Genomic DNA, 16,048 nt, shown 5'->3' on the forward strand with positions numbered 1-16,048 from the left:
GGGACGTGCGCGGTCAGGAACCCTGGTGCAGCCGGGCGATGCCGCGTTCGACGGCCTCGATGATCCGCGGACGCAGCTCGGCGGCGCTGACGATCGCGTCGACCGAGCCGACCTCGACCGCGCGCTGGATGTTGTGCACCCGGTCGAACTCCGCGGCCACCTCGCCGAGCTTCTCCGCCCGTACGGCCGGCTGGACCTCGGCCAGGCGGGCGTTGAGCGCGGCCCGTTCGGCGCCGCTCGCCGCCGCGACCTGCCGTTGCAGCTCGCTCACGCGCGGGTCGGTCGCGGTGCGGTTGTTCACCTCGCCGGAGAAGACCACCGCCGCCGCCGGGGCGCCGCCGAGCACCGAGGCGAACGAGCCCTCCAGCGCCAGCACGGTCATGTTCGGGTTGAGTGCCTTGGAGAACACCACGAACGCGCCGCCGTGGTAGCGGGAGATGACGCAGAACACGATCGGGCCCTCGAAGTTGACGATCGCCCGGCCGATCTCCGCGCCGTACTCCAGCTGGAGCTTGCGCATCGACTCGGGTGAGCCGTCGAAGCCGGACAGGTTCGCCAGCACCACCAGCGGCCGGTTGCCGGAGGCCGCGTTGATCGCCCGCGCGGTCTTCTTCGACGAGCGCGGGAACAACGTGCCGGCCGTGTACGCGTCCGGCCCGTCGGCGGGCGGGAAGCCGCGCCGCGGCACCGGCCGGGACTCGATGCCGATCAGGCAGACCGGCCGGCCGCCGATGTGCACGTCCTGGACGGCCGAGGTGTCGGCGTCGGCCATGCCCGCCCAGCGTTCCAGCACCGGGTGGTCCTGGTCGGACAGGGCGCGCATCACCGTGCGGATGTCGAAGGGCTTCTTGCGGTCGGGGTTGTGCTCGGCGGAGAAGATCTGGCCGACAGTGGTGAAGTCGCTGCCCGCCACGGTGTGCGGGTAGTCGCGGACGTCCCGGTCGGCCGGGTCGGCGGTGGGGGCCCGCCGGGGGCCGCTCTCGCCGGGCACGACGTAGGTGTGGTCGTAGTGGGCCATCAGCACGTCGCGGGCGGCCGGCAGGTTGGGCGCCCAGTACTGGGCCTGGCCGTTGGGGCCCATCACGCGGTCGTAGCCGCCGATGCCGAAGTTGTCCTCGGCCGACACGCCGCCGGAGAAGTCGAGCGACTGCTTGCCGGTGAGCACCATCGCCGAGTCGGGGGTCATGACCAGGATGCCCTTGGTGTGCATGAGCATCGTCGCCTCGGCGTTCCAGTACGGCTGCGCCCCCACGGTGATGCCCGCGACCACGATGTTGATCTCGCCGCCGGCCTGGGTGAAGGTGACGATGCGCTTGAGCGCCGCCGCCACCCAGTCCATGTTCTCGGTGCCCGAGGTCATCGAGATCCGGGCGCCGGCCGACAGCGCGAACCACTCCAGGGGCACGCGCATGCGCTCGGCCAGGTCGAGCGCCGCGATCACCCGCGAGCACTCCGGCTCCGACAGCGCGCCCAGCGCCTTGGTCGGGTCGCCGAGCAGCACCACCCGGGTGACGCCTTCGGGATGGCGGGCGGTCGGCGTGGTGACCACGCCGGCCACGATCGCCGCGGAGTTGTTGCCCTTGGGCCGCTCGACCGGGACGAGCACGCCGTCGGCGTCGAGGTCGTGCTCGACGAAGCCGCCCTGCGGGCCGGTGAGCAGGCCGGTCAGCTCGTAGGGGTAGGCGTTGCCGCGCCGGGCGGCGCGCAGCACCTTCTGGCGGTAGTCGTCGAGTGGCTGGACCGGCTCGTCCGACGGCTTGCCGACCTGGAGGCTGGCGCCGTGGCCGGGGTCGAGGGTGATGCGCACGGCGACCTCGCTCAGCTCGCCCGAGGGGGTGCGCTGGCGGGCCACGAACTGGACCTCCTCCAGCCCGGCGCCCGCCGTGGTCGGCAGGATGCGCTGGACCAGCATGTTGAGCTCGTCGGTGGTCAGCTCGGTCGAGGGCCAGACGTACATCATGATGCGGTTGGTGTCGAACCGCTTGTTCTGGGGGCGCTGGGCCTGGATGTTGCGGATCGCGTCGAGGCCGGCGTTGAGGGCGTCCTCGACGGCGGGCAGCGCGACCAGGCGGCCGTCGGCCTCGCGCAGCGGCGTCAGGTCGCGGACCTGGCCCATGGCGATGAGCCGCTCGTCGGCCGGGTTGCTCTTGGCGACGGCCTTGAACAGGTAGAGCTCCTCGTCGACCGAGGGCAGCCGGGTGAGGTCGAACTCCTGGAGCCGGTGCAGTTGCAGGCGCTGGGCGATCTGCGGGTGCAGGCCGCGGATCAGGCGGTCCTCGGCGAAGCCGGCGCCGTCGGGGCGGAAGGTGAAGTGGTGGTGCATCACCGCGCCGCTGGTGCCCACGACGGTGGTGGTGATCCGCCGGATGCCCGCGGGCTGCGGGCGCTCGGCCAGGACCCGCCCGAGCCGTACGGCCATCTCCTCGGCGTCGGGCTGGTCGTCCCAGGTGAGGTAGAGGTCGGCGACGAGCCCGCGCCCGCCGACCCCGTCGGCCAGCGCGCCGACGGCGTCGATGACGTCGGGCAGGGCGGCGATGTCGGCGGCGGTGGTGACCAGGCGGGTCACGCCGCGCGGGCCGGTGTGCTCGGCGGTGACGAACCGGCAGCCCGCGCTGTCGCTGGTGGCGACCTGCGACAACCCGCGGTTGCCGTAGTAGCGGCGGGTCAGGACCTCCAGCAGGGGGGCGAGGTCGCGTTCGGGCCGGCCGATGCGCTGGCCGAGCAGCCGGACGAGCGGCTCGGAGCTGGCCACCATGGCCTGGATGCGCTCGGCGCGGTCGGGCGCGTCGGGGTCGCGGTCGAGGTGCCGCAGCTCGTCGCGGACGGCGGCGTAGACCTTGGCGCGGTTGCGGCGCAGCAGCGGCTGGGCGAACCAGCGGAACACCACGCCGCGGGCCAGGTCGGCGACCACCGGGAAGCGCACCTGCGTGGCCTCGACCAGGTGTTCCAGGGCGAGCCCGGCCCGCTCGCCGAGCGGCTCGCGCGGGGGCGAGCCGGCCAGCCAGGCGCGCAGCAGCTCCGACATGACGGTGACGCCGGTGGTCATCTGCTGCTGGGCCAGGAAGATCCGGAAGACCGCGGCCTCCAGCTCCGGCGTACGGTCGAGCTCCTCGACGCCGTAGTGCCTGAGCATGCGGCGCAGCTTGGCCTGGAACGCCTCGGGCAGGCCGGCCCGTTCGACGTCGAGGCTCTGCAGGTAGCTGTGGAAGTACTCGCGCGGGCTGTGCACCGGGCTGCCCGGCTCGACGTCGAGCTCGCCGCCCGGCTTGTTGCGGCTCAGCTCCGACAGGTCGGCGAAGACGGTGAGCAGGTCGAGCTCGCCCTCGACGACGCGGTCGTCGAGCTCGGCCCGCGCGGCCAGGTAGTGCGACACCATGCGGCGGCGGTCGTGGGGGGCGGCGTCGAAGCCGAGCAGCAGGTCGCGCAGGTCCTGCACGCCGCGCTCGGCCTGCTCGGCGGCCGACGCCCGCGGCGGGGCGGCGGGCAGGTCGATCTCGGGGGCGGTCGTCGCGGCGGCGGCCGGTTCGTCCTCGGCGCCCGCGAGGGGTTCCAGGCGCATCAGCGGCGCGCCCGCCTCGACCTGGCTGCCGACCGAGACGGCGCACTCGCGGACGCGGGCGCGGAACGGCGCGCGCAGCACCGTCTCCATCTTCATGCTCTCCAGCACCAGGATGGGCGCGCCCGCCTCGACCTCGTCGCCGGCCGACAGGGGCGTCGCCACGACCAGCGCGGGCGCGGGCGAGCGGACGACGCCGCCCTCGTCGCGGCTGATGCGGTGGGTGACGCCGTCGACCTCGACCAGGTGGATCGGGCCGTGGGTGGCCGACATCAGGCGGAAGCGGCGGCCGTTGACCGTGATGCGGCCGCTGTGCTCGTCGAAGCGGTCGATCTCGACGTCGAGCGGGTGGGAGCGGTCGCCGTCGGAGATGCCGACGCGGAAGCGCCGCTGCCCGGCCCTGGCCACCGTGAGCCGGTATCCGGCGCCGCGGAGCTTGAGGGTCAGCGGGCGGCCGGTCTCGTGCTGTACCTGCGGGCGCCCGCCGTGGGCGGTGGCCAGCAGCCGGTTGCGGCTGACCTCCTCCTCGTCCTGGTAGGCCTCGATCGCGGCGGCGGCCAGGGCGACCGCGGAGTGGCGGTGACTGACCAGGCGGCCCTCGGCGCGTACGCGGTCGATCCAGCCGGTGTCGGCGACGGCGTCGACGACCTCGGGCTGGTCGAGCAGGTCGAGCACGAAGCTCTTGTTGGTGGCGCCGCCCTCGATGATCACCGTGGTGGCGGACATCGCGCGGCGCAGGCGGGCCAGGGCCTGCTCGCGGTCGCGGCCGTAGGCGATGATCTTGGCGATCATCGAGTCGAAGTCGGCCGGGATGGTGTCGCCCTCGCTGACGCCGGTGTCGACGCGGATGCCGGGCCCGGCGGGCAGCACCAGGCGGGCGATGCGGCCCGGCGCGGGGGCGAAGTCGCGGTCGGGGTCCTCGGCGTTGAGCCGGGCCTCCACGGCGTGGCCGCTCTCGCGCGGCTGGGGGCCTTCCAGGCGGCCGCCGGCGGCGACGTGCAGCTGCAGCCGGACCAGGTCGGTGTCGGTGGTCAGCTCGGTGATCGGGTGCTCGACCTGGAGCCGGGTGTTGACCTCCAGGAAGGCGAACAGCTTGTCGCCGGGGTGGTAGAGGAACTCGACGGTGCACGCGCCGCGGTAGCCGACGGCCACGGCGAGCCGTGCGGCCGACGCCTTCAGCTCGGCGGTCTGGTCGTCGCTCAGGACCGGGGAGGCGGACTCCTCGATGATCTTCTGGTTGCGCCGCTGCACCGAGCAGTCGCGGACGCCCAGCGCCCACGCCGTGCCGTGACCGTCGGCGATGACCTGCACCTCGACGTGGCGGGCGCCGGTGACCAGGCGCTCCAGGAAGACCACGCCCGAGCCGAACGCGCGCTCGGCCTCTTGGCTGGTGCGCTCGTAGGCGTCGGCCAGCTCGTCGGCCGAGGCGACCATGCGGATGCCCCGCCCGCCGCCGCCCGCGGTCGCCTTGAGCATCAGCGGGTAGCCGATCGCGTCGCCGGCGCGCAGGGCGTCCTCGAGCGTGGCCACCTCGCCGCGGCTCCACGGCGCGACGGGGACGCCGACCTCCTCGGCGATGAGCTTGGCGCCGATCTTGTCACCGAGCCGGCGCATCGCCTCCGCGCTGGGCCCGACGAAGGTGACGCCGATCTTCTCGCACAGCTCGGCGAAGGCCGGGTCCTCGGCGACGAACCCCCACCCGACCCACGCGGCGTCGGCCCCGGTCTCGACCAGCGCCCGCTCCAGCACGGCGTGGTCGAGGTACGGGCGCGCCGAGGCGGGCCCCAGCGAGTGGGCGACGTCCGCCTCGCGGACGAAGGTCGCGTCGCGGTCGGCGTCGGTGTAGAGCGCGATCGTCTCGATCCGCTTGCCGGTCTCCGCCGAAAGATCCCGGACGGCGTGGATGAGCCGCATCGCGGCCTCTCCGCGGTTGACGATGGCGACACGATTGAACACCGGTTGAGCCTCCCACGTACCCCGTACAAGTAGGCGAGTCCGGGGTGATCCCCCGGAGCCTCGCCCGTCACTGTCTCTACCGTGCTCGATCACCGCCGCGTGTACCAATGTCCGCATAGTGCACGCCGGGGCTCCTGCTTTGTGCGGTTTCCACAAAAAGTGACCCCGCCACAGGGTTCGAGCGCCGGTTCCCGTGGCACCCTGCCACAAGCCGCCACGGTACTGACGACTGTACCGGCGACCTGCCCCGCGCCCGCGCAGCGCTCGCCCTCGCGGCCGCCCTCCTGGGACGGAACGTCCGTGAATGTGGCAGAGTGCGGTGAACCTCAAGATCGAAAGGTGCGTGCCTTGGCAGTCCCCCTCGCCGGCCCCTTCGCCGCCTTGACGCTGGCCTCACTCCTCACCTCTCCGTCCGCCGCGCTGCCCGCCTGCCCGCAGATCTTCGGGCACGGCGGCTACCCCACCGGCGCCAACGCCTGGGAGCGGGACCAGGTGCGCCAGCCCAACAACCCCACCGCCGTACGGCGTTACAAGGGCTGGGGCGCCTCCGGCGTCGAGGCCGACCTCCAGCTCACCAAGGACGGCACCAAGGCCGTCATGTGGCACAACACCTCGACGTGGGGCCTGTCGGGCACCAAGAAGAACATCACCGAGATCTGGTGGGCGGCGGGCGACACCGCGCTCAAGGGCCGGACGATCGTGCGCGGCCTGTTCAAGGGCGAGACCGTCTACACCTTCCGCGAGTGGCTGGCCGCGATGCGCTCGTCCGGCATGGTCGGGCTGGTCGAGATCAAGCCCGAGGCCCGCCAGTCGCTGCTCAGCTCCAACGCCACGATCAAGGCGCAGGGCTGGAAGGAGGTGCTCGACCCGGTCAAGGAGAACTACCGGTCGCAGGAGATCATCCTGTACTCGCACGACAGCGCGATCGCCGCCGAGCTCAAGAGCCGCGTGACCGCCGCGGGGCTGAGCCAGGTGCTGACCGGCGGTCCGATCTGGCCGGAGGTGACCAAGTGGGAGGAGCCGCCCCCCTCCTGGACCCTGAACGTGAACGCGTGGAAGTCGGCGCTCGCGAGCGGGGCCAAGCGGGTGGCCACCGACTACACGCCGGAGTTCAGCGCGTGGCTGAAGGGCAAGTGCCAGTGACCACGTCCTGAGGGACGCGCTCGGCCGGGCCCGCCGCCCGGCCGCCGCGACCGGGGAAGGCGGCCCGCCGGGTCCGCGACCGGGCTCAGGGCGGCGGGGCGTCCGGGCCGGGGGCGGGCAGCGGGAGGCGCAGGACGAACCGGGGGCCGTCGGGGAAGTCCTCGATGTCCAGGTCGCCCTGGTGGGCGCGGGCGATGGCACGGGAGATGGCCAGGCCGAGGCCGCTGCCCTCGGGGTCGCGCCGGCGTCCCTCGGACAGGCGCACGAAGGGCTGGAAGACCCGCTCGCGGTCCTCGGGCACGACGCCGGCGCCGTCGTCGCGGACCGAGACCACCGCCTGGCCGTCGCGGCGCTCCACCCGGACCTCGACCACCGTACGGGCGTGCCGCTGGGCGTTGACCAGCAGGTTCGTCAGCACCTCCCCGAGCTGCACGCGGTTGCCGAGCACCTGGAGATCCTCGGCGACGTCCACCCGGATCAGCAGCCCGGCCCGCCGGGCGGCGACCTCCTCCCGGACCAGCTCGCTCAGCCGCACCGGCTCCCGGTCGCGCGGGGAGGCCGTGCGGACGCGGGCCAGCAGCAACATCTCCTCGATGATCGCCTGGAACCGGTCGGCGGTGGACAACGCGTCGCGCAGGGCGGCGCGGGGGTCGACGTCGGGGTAGGTCAGCGCCTCCTCCAGCCGGGCGCGCAGGCCGGTCAGCGGCGTGCGCAGCTCGTGGGAGACCATGGAGGAGAAGTTGCGCTGCTGCTCGACGGCCTCCTCCAGGCGCGCCAGCGTCCCGTTGGCGGTGCGGGCGAGCTGGGCGACGGCGTCGCCGCCGGGCGGCTCGGGCACCCGCATGCTGAGGTCGGTGACGGTGATCTCGGCCATCCTGGCCCGCATCCCCTCGACCGGCCGCAACGTACGCCCGATCAGGAACGCGGCGATCCAGGTGAGCAACGCGCTGACGGCCAGGCCGCCGGCGGTGATGATCAGCTCCAGGCGGTGGGTGGCCAGGAGGGGCGGCTCGGCCCGCGCGGCGTAGACGACGTGGGACGCCCCGCCCCACAGGAACTGCTCCTCCTGCGGCGAGGGCCTGGTGGCGGTGAACATCACGCACTCGCCGCGCGCGCAGGCCACGCCGTGCCGGATGCGGTTGCCGGAGGCGGGCCACAGCGTGCTGACGGGCGGCCTGCCGGAGGCGGCGCGGCTGGCCGCGACCACGTGGCCGTGGGCGTCCACGAGCTGGAGCAGGTCGACGGAGGACGTGGTGACCGGGGGCGGGAAGGCGGTGCCCATCGAGCCGATCCACTCGGTGGTGGCGCGCTGGGTGTCGGCGAAGACGTCCTGCCGGATGCGCTCGCGGATCAGCACGTCTAGGGCGACGCCGATCGCCGCGCAGACGATGAGCGACAGCACGGCGGTGGCCAGGATGAGACGCGCCTGGACCGAGAGCCGAAGCGGCCGCAGGGCCCCCACCCCCTCACCGGTCTCGCCGGGTCCTGCCGCCCAATGATCTCAACCCGGGTCTCATCGCACGTCCAAGGAGCGGCAATGACTCCGTGGCGGCCCGGACGTCGAGAATTGATCCCACAAAGGCCAAAAATATAGGCGTATTACCGATTTACCGTCACTTATACCGACGGTCAGGTCATTCGGATAAATGCCCGCTTTGTTTCATGGCGGCGGTCACGACTCCTGCTGTACGATCGCCATTCGTGGCAGCGGGGGTTCCGGTGGTGCCGAATGCGTCGGGGGGCTCGTTCGATTCGGGCCCGCGCTTGTCCGGGCGCGCGCCGCGATTCTCGCATTGCCCGGCCAGGAAACGCGCCGGCAGTCAGGAGAGAGCATCGTGAAGATCGCACACGCCGCCGCCGCGCTGGCCCTCGTCGCGGGCCTCGCGGCCTGCGGCGGCGGCGCGGCCCCCACCTCCACCAGCGGTTCAGGCGGTTCGGGCGGGCTGGAGAAGACCCAGCTCCTCGTCGGCGTGGTGCCGGTGCCGTCGGCGGCGCCGCTGTTCATCGCCGAGAAACGCGGCTTCTTCAAGGCCGAGGGCCTGACCGTCAAAACGGAGATCATCCAGGCCCCTCAGGCGGTCATGCCGAAAATACTCAACGGCAGCATGGACGCGTTCCTGACCTCCTATGTCTCGCTGCTGTCCATCAACGATTCCGGCGCGGCCAGGCTCAAGCTGTTCCAGCACAGCCAGGAGTCCGCGCCCGGCATCGCGGGCGTCGTCGTGCCCAAGGGGTCGCCGGTCAGGTCCGCCACCGACCTCAAGGGCCGCACGGTCGCGGTCAACGTGCTCAAGGCGCTGGGCCAGACGGTCACCAACGCCCACCTCCAGCAGGCCGGCCTCGCGCCCGGCGACGTCAAGTACGTGGCGATGCCGTTCAACGAGCAGCTCGGCGCGCTGGCCTCGGGCAAGGTCGACGCCGCCTGGCTGGTCGAGCCGTTCCTGACGGCGGCCAAGAAGGCGGGCGGCACCGAGGTGATCGACACCATGTCGGGCCCGACCGCGGGCATCCCGATCGACGGCTGGGGCGTGTCGCAGGACTGGCTGACCAGGAACCCGCGCACCGCCGCCGCCTTCCACCGCGCGCTGGCCAAGGCCCAGCGGATCGCCGCCGCCGACCGCTCGGCGATCGACGAGGTCATCCCGACGTACACGCAGATCGACGCGGCGAGCGCGGCCGCCATGAAGCTCGGCGTCTTCTCGATGGAGCCGCCTCAGGCGGGCTTCCAGAAGCTGGCCGACCTGCTCGTCGGCTACGGCTACCTGAAGAGCAGGCCGGTCGTCGCCCAGCAGATCGCGACCGGCCTGGGATGATCACGCGGGGCAGGCGGCCGGCGCTCGGGGTCGCGGGGGTGGCCGGGGTGCTCGTCCTGACCGAGATCGCGGGGCGGGCGGGGCTGGTCGACCCGGGCGTGCTGCCGTACACCTCCGACGTCCTGGCCGCCGCGGCCGGGCTGGCGGCCGACGCCGGGTTCCACGCCCAGGTGCTGGCCACGCTGGGCGCGTGCGCGGCGGGCCTGCTGATCGCCATCGCGCTGGCGGTGCCGGCCGGGCTGCTGCTCGGCACGGTGCCGGTGGTGGAGCGCTCGGCGCGGCCGCTGGTGGAGTTCCTGCGGCCGATCCCGTCGGTGTCGCTGATCCCGCTGGCCATGTTCCTGTTCCCCGACAGCGCCGACGCCAAGACCTCGCTGATCGTCTACACCTGCTGCTGGCCGCTGCTCGTCAACACCATGTACGGCCTGGCCGACGTCGACCCGCAGGCCAAGGAGACGCTGCGCAGCTTCGGCTTCGGCCCGCTGGCGGTCGTGCTGCGGGTCTCGCTGCCGAGCGCCGCGCCGTTCGTCGCCACCGGCGTGCGGATCTCCGTCGGGGTCACCCTCATCGTCGCCGTCAGCGTGGAGCTCATCGCGGGCGGCGACGGCATCGGTACGTTCCTGCTCCAGGCCGGCACCGCCAACCACGTCGACCGGGTGCTGGCCGGCACGCTGTGGGCGGGCCTGCTCGGGCTGGCGGCCAACCTGCTGGTCACGTCGGCCGAGCGGCGCCTGTTCCGCTGGCACCACGCCCGCGCGGAGGTCGCGGCGTGACCCGGTCCGGGCCGGGCGGGCCTGCGGCGAACACCTGGCGGTGGGCGCGCCGCCACTGGCTGCTGCCCGTGGTGGCGGTGCTGTGGGAGCTGGTCGCCCGGCGGGCGGAGGCCGTCTACTTCCCGCCGCCCAGCACGATCCTGACCCGGCTGCGCGAGATGTGGTTCTCCGGCTCGCCGGGCCGGCTGTTCCTGACCGACGAGGCGGTCGCCGACCTGCTGCCCAGCCTGGGGCGGCTGGTGGTGGGGTGGGCGCTGGCGGCGGTGGCGGGGGTGGCGCTCGGCGTGGCCCTGGGCCGGCTGGCCTGGCTGGCGGCGCTGGCCGAGCCGCTGCTGCACCTCGGCCGTTCGGTGCCGCCCGCGGCGCTGCTGCCGGTGTTCCTGCTGCTGTTCAAGATCGGCACCCCGATGCAGCTCGCCTCGATCGTGTACGGGGTCGTGTGGCCCGTACTGATCAACTCGATGGACGGGGGCCGCCACGTCGACCGCGGCTACCTCGACACCGGCCAGGTCTTCCGCCTGTCGGCGGCCACCCGCCTGTTCCACGTCATCCTGCCCGCCGCCGCGCCGAAGATCCTGGCGGGCCTGCGGCTCAGCGTCTCGCTGGCGCTGATCATGATGGTGATCTCCGAGCTGTACGGCAGCAGCGAGGGCATCGGCCACCGCCTGCTGGAGGCGCAGAGCCAGTTCGACATCCCGGCCATGTGGGCCGGGATCGTGCTGCTGGGCGTGCTGGGCGTGGCGCTCAACTCGATCTTCCTGGCGGCCGAGCGGGGGCTGCTGCGCCGCTACGCCCGCGCCTGACGTTCACTCCCGGCCGTACAGCCGTTCGATGACCTCGCGCTGCCGGGCGGCGTAGAAGGCGCGGTCCGGGGCGTCGGTCAGCTCGCCGGGCCGTTCGACGTCGTGCGCGGCGTACGCCTGGGCCCACAGCCGCGTCTTGACGCGGCTGGGCAGGTTCGCCATGCCGGGCCCGCGGCGGGCGCGGCGCAGCGCGGCCAGGTCCAGCTCGGCGGCGGCGACCAGTGTCTCCCCCGGCCCGGCCTGGGCCAGCGCGCGGCCCTCGGGACCGATCACCTCCGAGCCGCCGTTGACCGAGTCGCCCGGGATCGCGATGCCGGACAGCCCGGCGGTGTTGGCCGAGACGACGAAGGCCAGGTTCTCCACGGCGCGGGCGCGCCGGGCGACGGCCTTGGGGGTCAGGGCCGGCGAGTACGCCTCGGAGGTCGGGTTGCAGAACACCTCCGCGCCACGCAGGGCCAGCGCCCTGGCCAGCTCGGGCACCAGGATCTCCTCCGAGGCGAGCGCCGCCAGGTTCCCGATCTCGGTACGCGCGACCGGCAGCACGCCGTCGGGGCCGTAGCGGTCGAGGTAGCGCTCCCACACGTCGTACGGCGTGGGCGTGAACATCGAGTGCAGCCGCCGGTAGCGCAGCACCGCCTCCCCCGCCGGGGAGAGGATCACGCACGCCTGGAAGTACAGGCCGGGGAAGTGCTCGTCGCGCTCGTAGGCGTTCACGCAGAGGAACACGTCGTTCGCGGCGGCGATCGCGCCCAGCGCCCGGTACTCGGGCCCGTCCACGTCGAGGGCGGCCTTCTCGCGCCACTCGGCCGGGCCCTGCCGGGCGGGGAAGCCGGTCAGGACGTACTCCGGCAGCACCACCAGCCGCAGGGCCGGGCCGAGCCACGCCTTGCTGCCGCCGACGCGCTCTGCGACGCGCTCGACGGCGCGGGCCAGGTCGGCGCGGCCGGTGAGGGCCCTGGCCTCGATCTGGAGCGCCAGGGCGGCGTAGGCGGTCATGTCAGGCCGTCCGGCGCTCGTCGATCAGGGTGCGCCGGACGCATTCGCCGTTCCTGATCCACTGCCAGGTGCGGCTGCGGGAGTCGCCGTCCGCGCTCAGCACGATCAGCTCGAACAGCCGCAGGTCGTCGCCTTCGGCTTTGAAGCGCCAGGTCAGGTAGATGGTGCTGTCGTCGAGCTCCCAGAACTGGCCGGTCAGCCGTTCGGTGTCGAAGCCGCACCGGCCGCCGCCCAGGTACGTGCCGGGGAACTCGTGCACCTCGGTGCGGCCGTCGTCCCAGCGGTAGCGGTTGGTCTGGTGGTAGTGGGCGTCGCCGACGATCGCGCAGGTCATCTCGACGTGGTGCCGGTCGATCACGGCGCCGTCCTTGTCGACGTGCACGTACTCGCCGGCCCACTCGCCCTCGTGGCGGGCCAGCAGCGGCATCTCGGCACGCAGTCCCATGCTCTATCCCTTCCTCGGGTGCCACCACGGATCGGCGGCCCCGGACCGGTTGACCAGGTACGCCCTGCGGCGCAGGAACCGGCCGATCGAGGCGGCGCCCATGCGCGAGCCGCCGAGCCCCGACAGGCCGAAGGAGTTCTTCTCACCCTCGTGGACGAGCGCGGTCAGCGCGGCGTCGTTGACGCTGACCGCGCCGGCGTTCAGCCGGGCCGCGACGGCCAGCGCCTCCCGCTCGGTGGCGGCGAACACGGCGGCCGACAGGCCGTACACGCTGTCGTTGGCCAGCGCCACCGCCTCCTCCGCCCCGGACACGGCCATGACCGGCAGCACCGGCCCGAACGTCTCCTCCGTCATGACGAGCATGTCGTGCCGCACCCCCGACAGCACGGTGGGACGGCACCACAGGCCGCCGCCGTGCCGCTCGATCGCGCCGCCCGTGTGGGTCAGGGCGCCCTTGGCGGCGGCGTCGGCCAGGTGAGCCGCGATCACGTCGGCCTGCGCGGGGTCGATGATCGGCCCGATGGGACCGCCCTCGCAGGTCAGCCGGGTCGCCGCGGCCCGGTCGGCCAGCAGGCCGAGGAAGGCGTCGTACGCGCCGCGCTCGACGTAGACGCGTTCGACGGACTGGCAGGACTGCCCGGCGTTGGCCGTGCCGCCCCACAACACGGCCTCGGCCGCCCGTTCCAGGTCGGCGCCCGCGAGGACGATCGCCGGGTCCTTGCCGCCCAGCTCCAGGTGGGCGGGGACGAACGCGCGCGCCGCGGCCTCGGCCACCCGGCGGCCCGTCGGCACGCTGCCGGTGAACACGACGGTGTCCACCAGGCCGACGAGCCGTTCGCCGGTCTCGGCCGCGCCCTCGACCAGCCGCAGCGGCAGCTCGTCGGGGATCAGCCGCGTCAATGGCTCGATGAAGCGCGGCGTCACCTCGCTCGGTTTGACCAGCACCGCGCAGCCGGCCGCCAGCGCGGGCACCGCGTCGATCAGGCCGAGCAGCAGCGGGAAGTTCCAGGGACTGATCACCCCGGCCAGCTCGTACGGCACCGCGTCGCCGCCCACCGCGATCCCCGGCAGCGCGGCCGGTCGTTCGGGCGGGGGCGCGAGCAGGGCGGGGGCCTGGCGTGCCCATCGTTCGACGAGGCCGGCCGTGAGCTGCCGTTCCAGCCTGGACTCGGCCTCCCGGCCGGTGTCGGCCACCAGCGCGGCCAGCAGTTCGTCGTCGGCCGCCAGCGCCCTGCCGAATGCGGCCAGCACCTCCATCCGTTCGGGGATGCGGCCGGGGGCCCGCCAGGCGGGGGCCGTCGCACGCAGCCCGGCCGCGATCTCCGCCAGCCGCTCGGGGCCGACGGGCGCGAGCGGCCGCTCGACCCGCCCGGTGAGCGGGTCCCTGACGACGTGCCCGGTCGAAGGCGTCACGAGGCCCATTCTGAACACGTTGACCGTCGCGGTGTCCAGCCGTACGCTACCCCGAATGATCTTCGATGCCGGGGAGCTGCTGCGGGTACGCGCGGCGCTGCGCGCGGTCGGCTGCGCGGTGTGGATCGCCGGCGGCTGGGGCGTCGATGCCCTCGTCGGCCGGGCCACCCGCGACCACCACGACCTCGACCTGCTGCACCGGGCCGAGCAGGAGCCGCGCGTGATCGGGGCGCTGGAGGCGCTCGGCTACACCGAGCGGGACGGCGCGGTGCCCGGCCGTCCGGCCCGTTTCGTCATGGCCGACGACCTCGGCCGCGAGCTCGACCTGCATCCGCTCCGCTTCGCCGCGGACGGCTCGGCCGTGCAGGACCTCGACGACAGGGGCGGCGCGCTCTTCTACCCGGCGGCCGCCTTCACCTCGGGCACGGTCGCCGGGCGGCGCGTGCCGTGCCTGTCGGCGGCCCAGCAGCTCGCCTTCCACCAGGGGTACGAGCCGAGGGAACGTGACCTGCACGACCTGGCGCTTCTGCGGTCGCTGCCCGAGGCCACCGGCGGCTGAGCCGGTCAGCCGGGCCGGTCAGCCCTGGAGCAGCGCCGCGATCGTCGCCAGCAGCGCGATCGGCCCCATGACGGCCACCGTCACCACGGTCGCGCTGCGGCCGGGCAGAAGGCGGGCCAGCCACGCCGAGGCCCTGCGCCGCACCGGCGCCGCGCCGGGCAGCACGAACAGCCCCAGCGTGAACCCGCCCGCGGCCAGGGCCTCGGCGTGGCTGGTGCTCGATCCGGCCGCCTCCAGCAGGCCGGCCACGCCCAGGCCGCAGGCCAGCGACAGGAGCAGGTTGCCCATGGCCACGAGCGCGGCGCGGGACGCCGTCGGCCGCTCCTCGGTGAGGAAGTGGTCGGCGGCGCGCAGCGCCAGCGAGAGCGCCACCGCCAGCAGGCCGCCGACGACTGGCGTGACGACGGTCGAGGCCGACAGCGTCACCAGCGCCAGCACCCCGACGAACCCGCTGCTGGTCACGAACCGCCGCAGGTCGAAGGGTTCGGCGGGCGCCGGGGGCGCCGCGGGCTCGGCGGGACGCCGCGGGCGTTCCTCCGGCCGGCCCGCGTGGACCGTGGGGGCGGGGGGCGGCCGGTGCTCGTGGCCGCGCGGCGCGTACTCGACCGGCGGGAGCAGGGCGGAGACGACGTCCATGGTCAGCGTGCTCGCGGCGGGCGGCTCGGCCCTGATCGGGCGGCCGACCGGGTCGAGCGCCCCGGCCTGCCGCAGCAGCTCCCGGGCGCCGGGCCGGGCCGCCGGGTCGACCCGCAGCGCGCCGGCCAGCCAGCCGCGCAGCCATTCGGGCGCCTGGTCGAGCCGGGCCCGTCCCTCCATGGTGTTGAAGCAGACGGCCTCGAACGACCCGGTGCCGAACGGCGGCAGCCCCGTGGCGGCGAAGAACACCGTCGAGGCCAGCGCGTGCACGTCGGCCGCCGGGGTGACCTGCGAGGCCCGGATGATCTCCGGAGCCAGGTAGCCGGGCGTGCCGACGAACATGCCGGACTGCGTCAGCCGGGCGGCGTCGACCAGGTGGGCGATGCCGAAGTCGATGACCAGCGGCTCGCCGCCGACCAGCATGACGTTGGCCGGTTTGAGGTCGCGGTGGATCACGCCCGCCGCGTGGATGTCGACCAGCGCCTGGCACAGCCCCTGCGCGAGCCTGACGACCGCGCGGGCCTCCAGCGGGCCGTCGGTCAGGACGGTCTGCTCAAGCGTGCGGCCGTCGGCGAAGCGCGTCACGACGTAGGGCCGGTCCGCGTCGAACTCGGCGTCGACGACCTCGGCGACGAACCGGCTGCGCACCCGGCGCATGGTCTCCACCTCGCGCACCAGGCGGTCGCGCGCCTTGAGGTCGGAGGCGACGTGCGGATGCAGCACCTTGATCGCGACCTGGCGCCCCGCGCCGTCGAGACCGAGGTGGGCGACCCCCATGCCACCCTCGCCGATCTTCCTGATCACCCGGTAAGGGCCGAGATGCTCCTGCGTCTGAGCACTCATCCTCGACGTCATCCTCCGTGATTCCCCCGTGAGCCGTGCACCGGTGCGCGGCGAGGACATTCTCCCGCAGCGCACCTCCCCAAATGCACAGTAAGCGAAGATCTACCGAAGT

General features: G+C 73.7%; 11 protein-coding genes. 5 read left to right on the forward strand and 6 right to left on the reverse strand.

Translation table 11 applies throughout. The features are described 5' to 3' along the window. Positions 1–13 precede the first annotated feature (13 nt). Entirely contained in the window at positions 14–5,512 is a 5,499-nt protein-coding gene (locus tag AB0J97_RS12905) for a carboxyl transferase domain-containing protein (RefSeq protein WP_364087740.1), read from the reverse strand. 348 nt (positions 5,513–5,860) lie between these two features. Here AB0J97_RS12905 and AB0J97_RS12910 point away from each other — a divergent pair, with 348 nt between their 5' ends. Then, positions 5,861–6,655, forward strand: coding sequence for a glycerophosphodiester phosphodiesterase family protein (locus AB0J97_RS12910; protein ID WP_364087743.1), 795 nt, complete (start codon positions 5,861–5,863; stop codon positions 6,653–6,655). A gap of 85 nt (positions 6,656–6,740) precedes the next feature. Here AB0J97_RS12910 and AB0J97_RS12915 read toward each other — a convergent pair whose 3' ends face one another. After that, positions 6,741–8,117, reverse strand: coding sequence for an ATP-binding protein (locus AB0J97_RS12915; RefSeq protein ID WP_364087745.1), 1,377 nt, complete (start codon positions 8,115–8,117; stop codon positions 6,741–6,743). A gap of 373 nt (positions 8,118–8,490) precedes the next feature. Here AB0J97_RS12915 and AB0J97_RS12920 point away from each other — a divergent pair, with 373 nt between their 5' ends. The 3 genes from AB0J97_RS12920 to AB0J97_RS12930 are packed head-to-tail and all read left to right on the forward strand — an operon-like array spanning position 8,491 to position 11,044. Beyond that, positions 8,491–9,468, forward strand: coding sequence for an ABC transporter substrate-binding protein (locus tag AB0J97_RS12920; protein WP_364087747.1), 978 nt, complete (start codon positions 8,491–8,493; stop codon positions 9,466–9,468). Then, positions 9,465–10,241: an ABC transporter permease gene (locus AB0J97_RS12925; RefSeq protein WP_364087749.1), complete on the forward strand. Its 777-nt coding sequence runs from the start codon at positions 9,465–9,467 to the stop codon at positions 10,239–10,241. The genes AB0J97_RS12920 and AB0J97_RS12925 overlap by 4 nt, the downstream gene beginning before the upstream one ends. Beyond that, a complete protein-coding gene (locus AB0J97_RS12930; RefSeq protein WP_364087751.1) occupies positions 10,238–11,044 on the forward strand; it encodes an ABC transporter permease in 807 nt (268 codons plus the stop codon). Before AB0J97_RS12925 ends, AB0J97_RS12930 begins: the two co-directional genes overlap by 4 nt. A gap of 3 nt (positions 11,045–11,047) precedes the next feature. Here AB0J97_RS12930 and AB0J97_RS12935 read toward each other — a convergent pair whose 3' ends face one another. From AB0J97_RS12935 to AB0J97_RS12945, 3 genes are read right to left on the reverse strand one after another with little or no spacing between them, the layout of a single operon-like run. After that, positions 11,048–12,040 carry a nitrilase-related carbon-nitrogen hydrolase gene (locus AB0J97_RS12935; RefSeq protein ID WP_364087753.1) on the reverse strand — a complete coding sequence of 331 codons (993 nt, stop codon included), beginning with the start codon at positions 12,038–12,040 and terminating at the stop codon, positions 11,048–11,050. Between the two features lies 1 nt (position 12,041). Continuing rightward, positions 12,042–12,485, reverse strand: a complete 444-nt coding sequence (locus AB0J97_RS12940; RefSeq protein ID WP_364087755.1) for a hypothetical protein — start codon at positions 12,483–12,485, stop codon at positions 12,042–12,044. A gap of 3 nt (positions 12,486–12,488) precedes the next feature. Continuing rightward, entirely contained in the window at positions 12,489–13,898 is a 1,410-nt protein-coding gene (locus AB0J97_RS12945; protein ID WP_364087757.1) for an aldehyde dehydrogenase family protein, read from the reverse strand. A 55-nt stretch (positions 13,899–13,953) separates the two neighbouring features. Here AB0J97_RS12945 and AB0J97_RS12950 point away from each other — a divergent pair, with 55 nt between their 5' ends. After that, positions 13,954–14,457 (forward strand): hypothetical protein, encoded by a 504-nt coding sequence (locus AB0J97_RS12950; RefSeq protein ID WP_364087759.1) that lies wholly within the window; start codon positions 13,954–13,956, stop codon positions 14,455–14,457. 18 nt (positions 14,458–14,475) lie between these two features. Here the strand turns inward: AB0J97_RS12950 and AB0J97_RS12955 are convergent, their stop codons facing one another. Continuing rightward, positions 14,476–15,936, reverse strand: coding sequence for a serine/threonine-protein kinase (locus AB0J97_RS12955; protein WP_364087761.1), 1,461 nt, complete (start codon positions 15,934–15,936; stop codon positions 14,476–14,478). Positions 15,937–16,048: the final 112 nt, after the last annotated feature.

It is taken from the genome of Nonomuraea sp. NPDC049607 (genome assembly GCF_040675375.1).
Lineage (GTDB): Bacteria > Actinomycetota > Actinomycetes > Streptosporangiales > Streptosporangiaceae > Nonomuraea.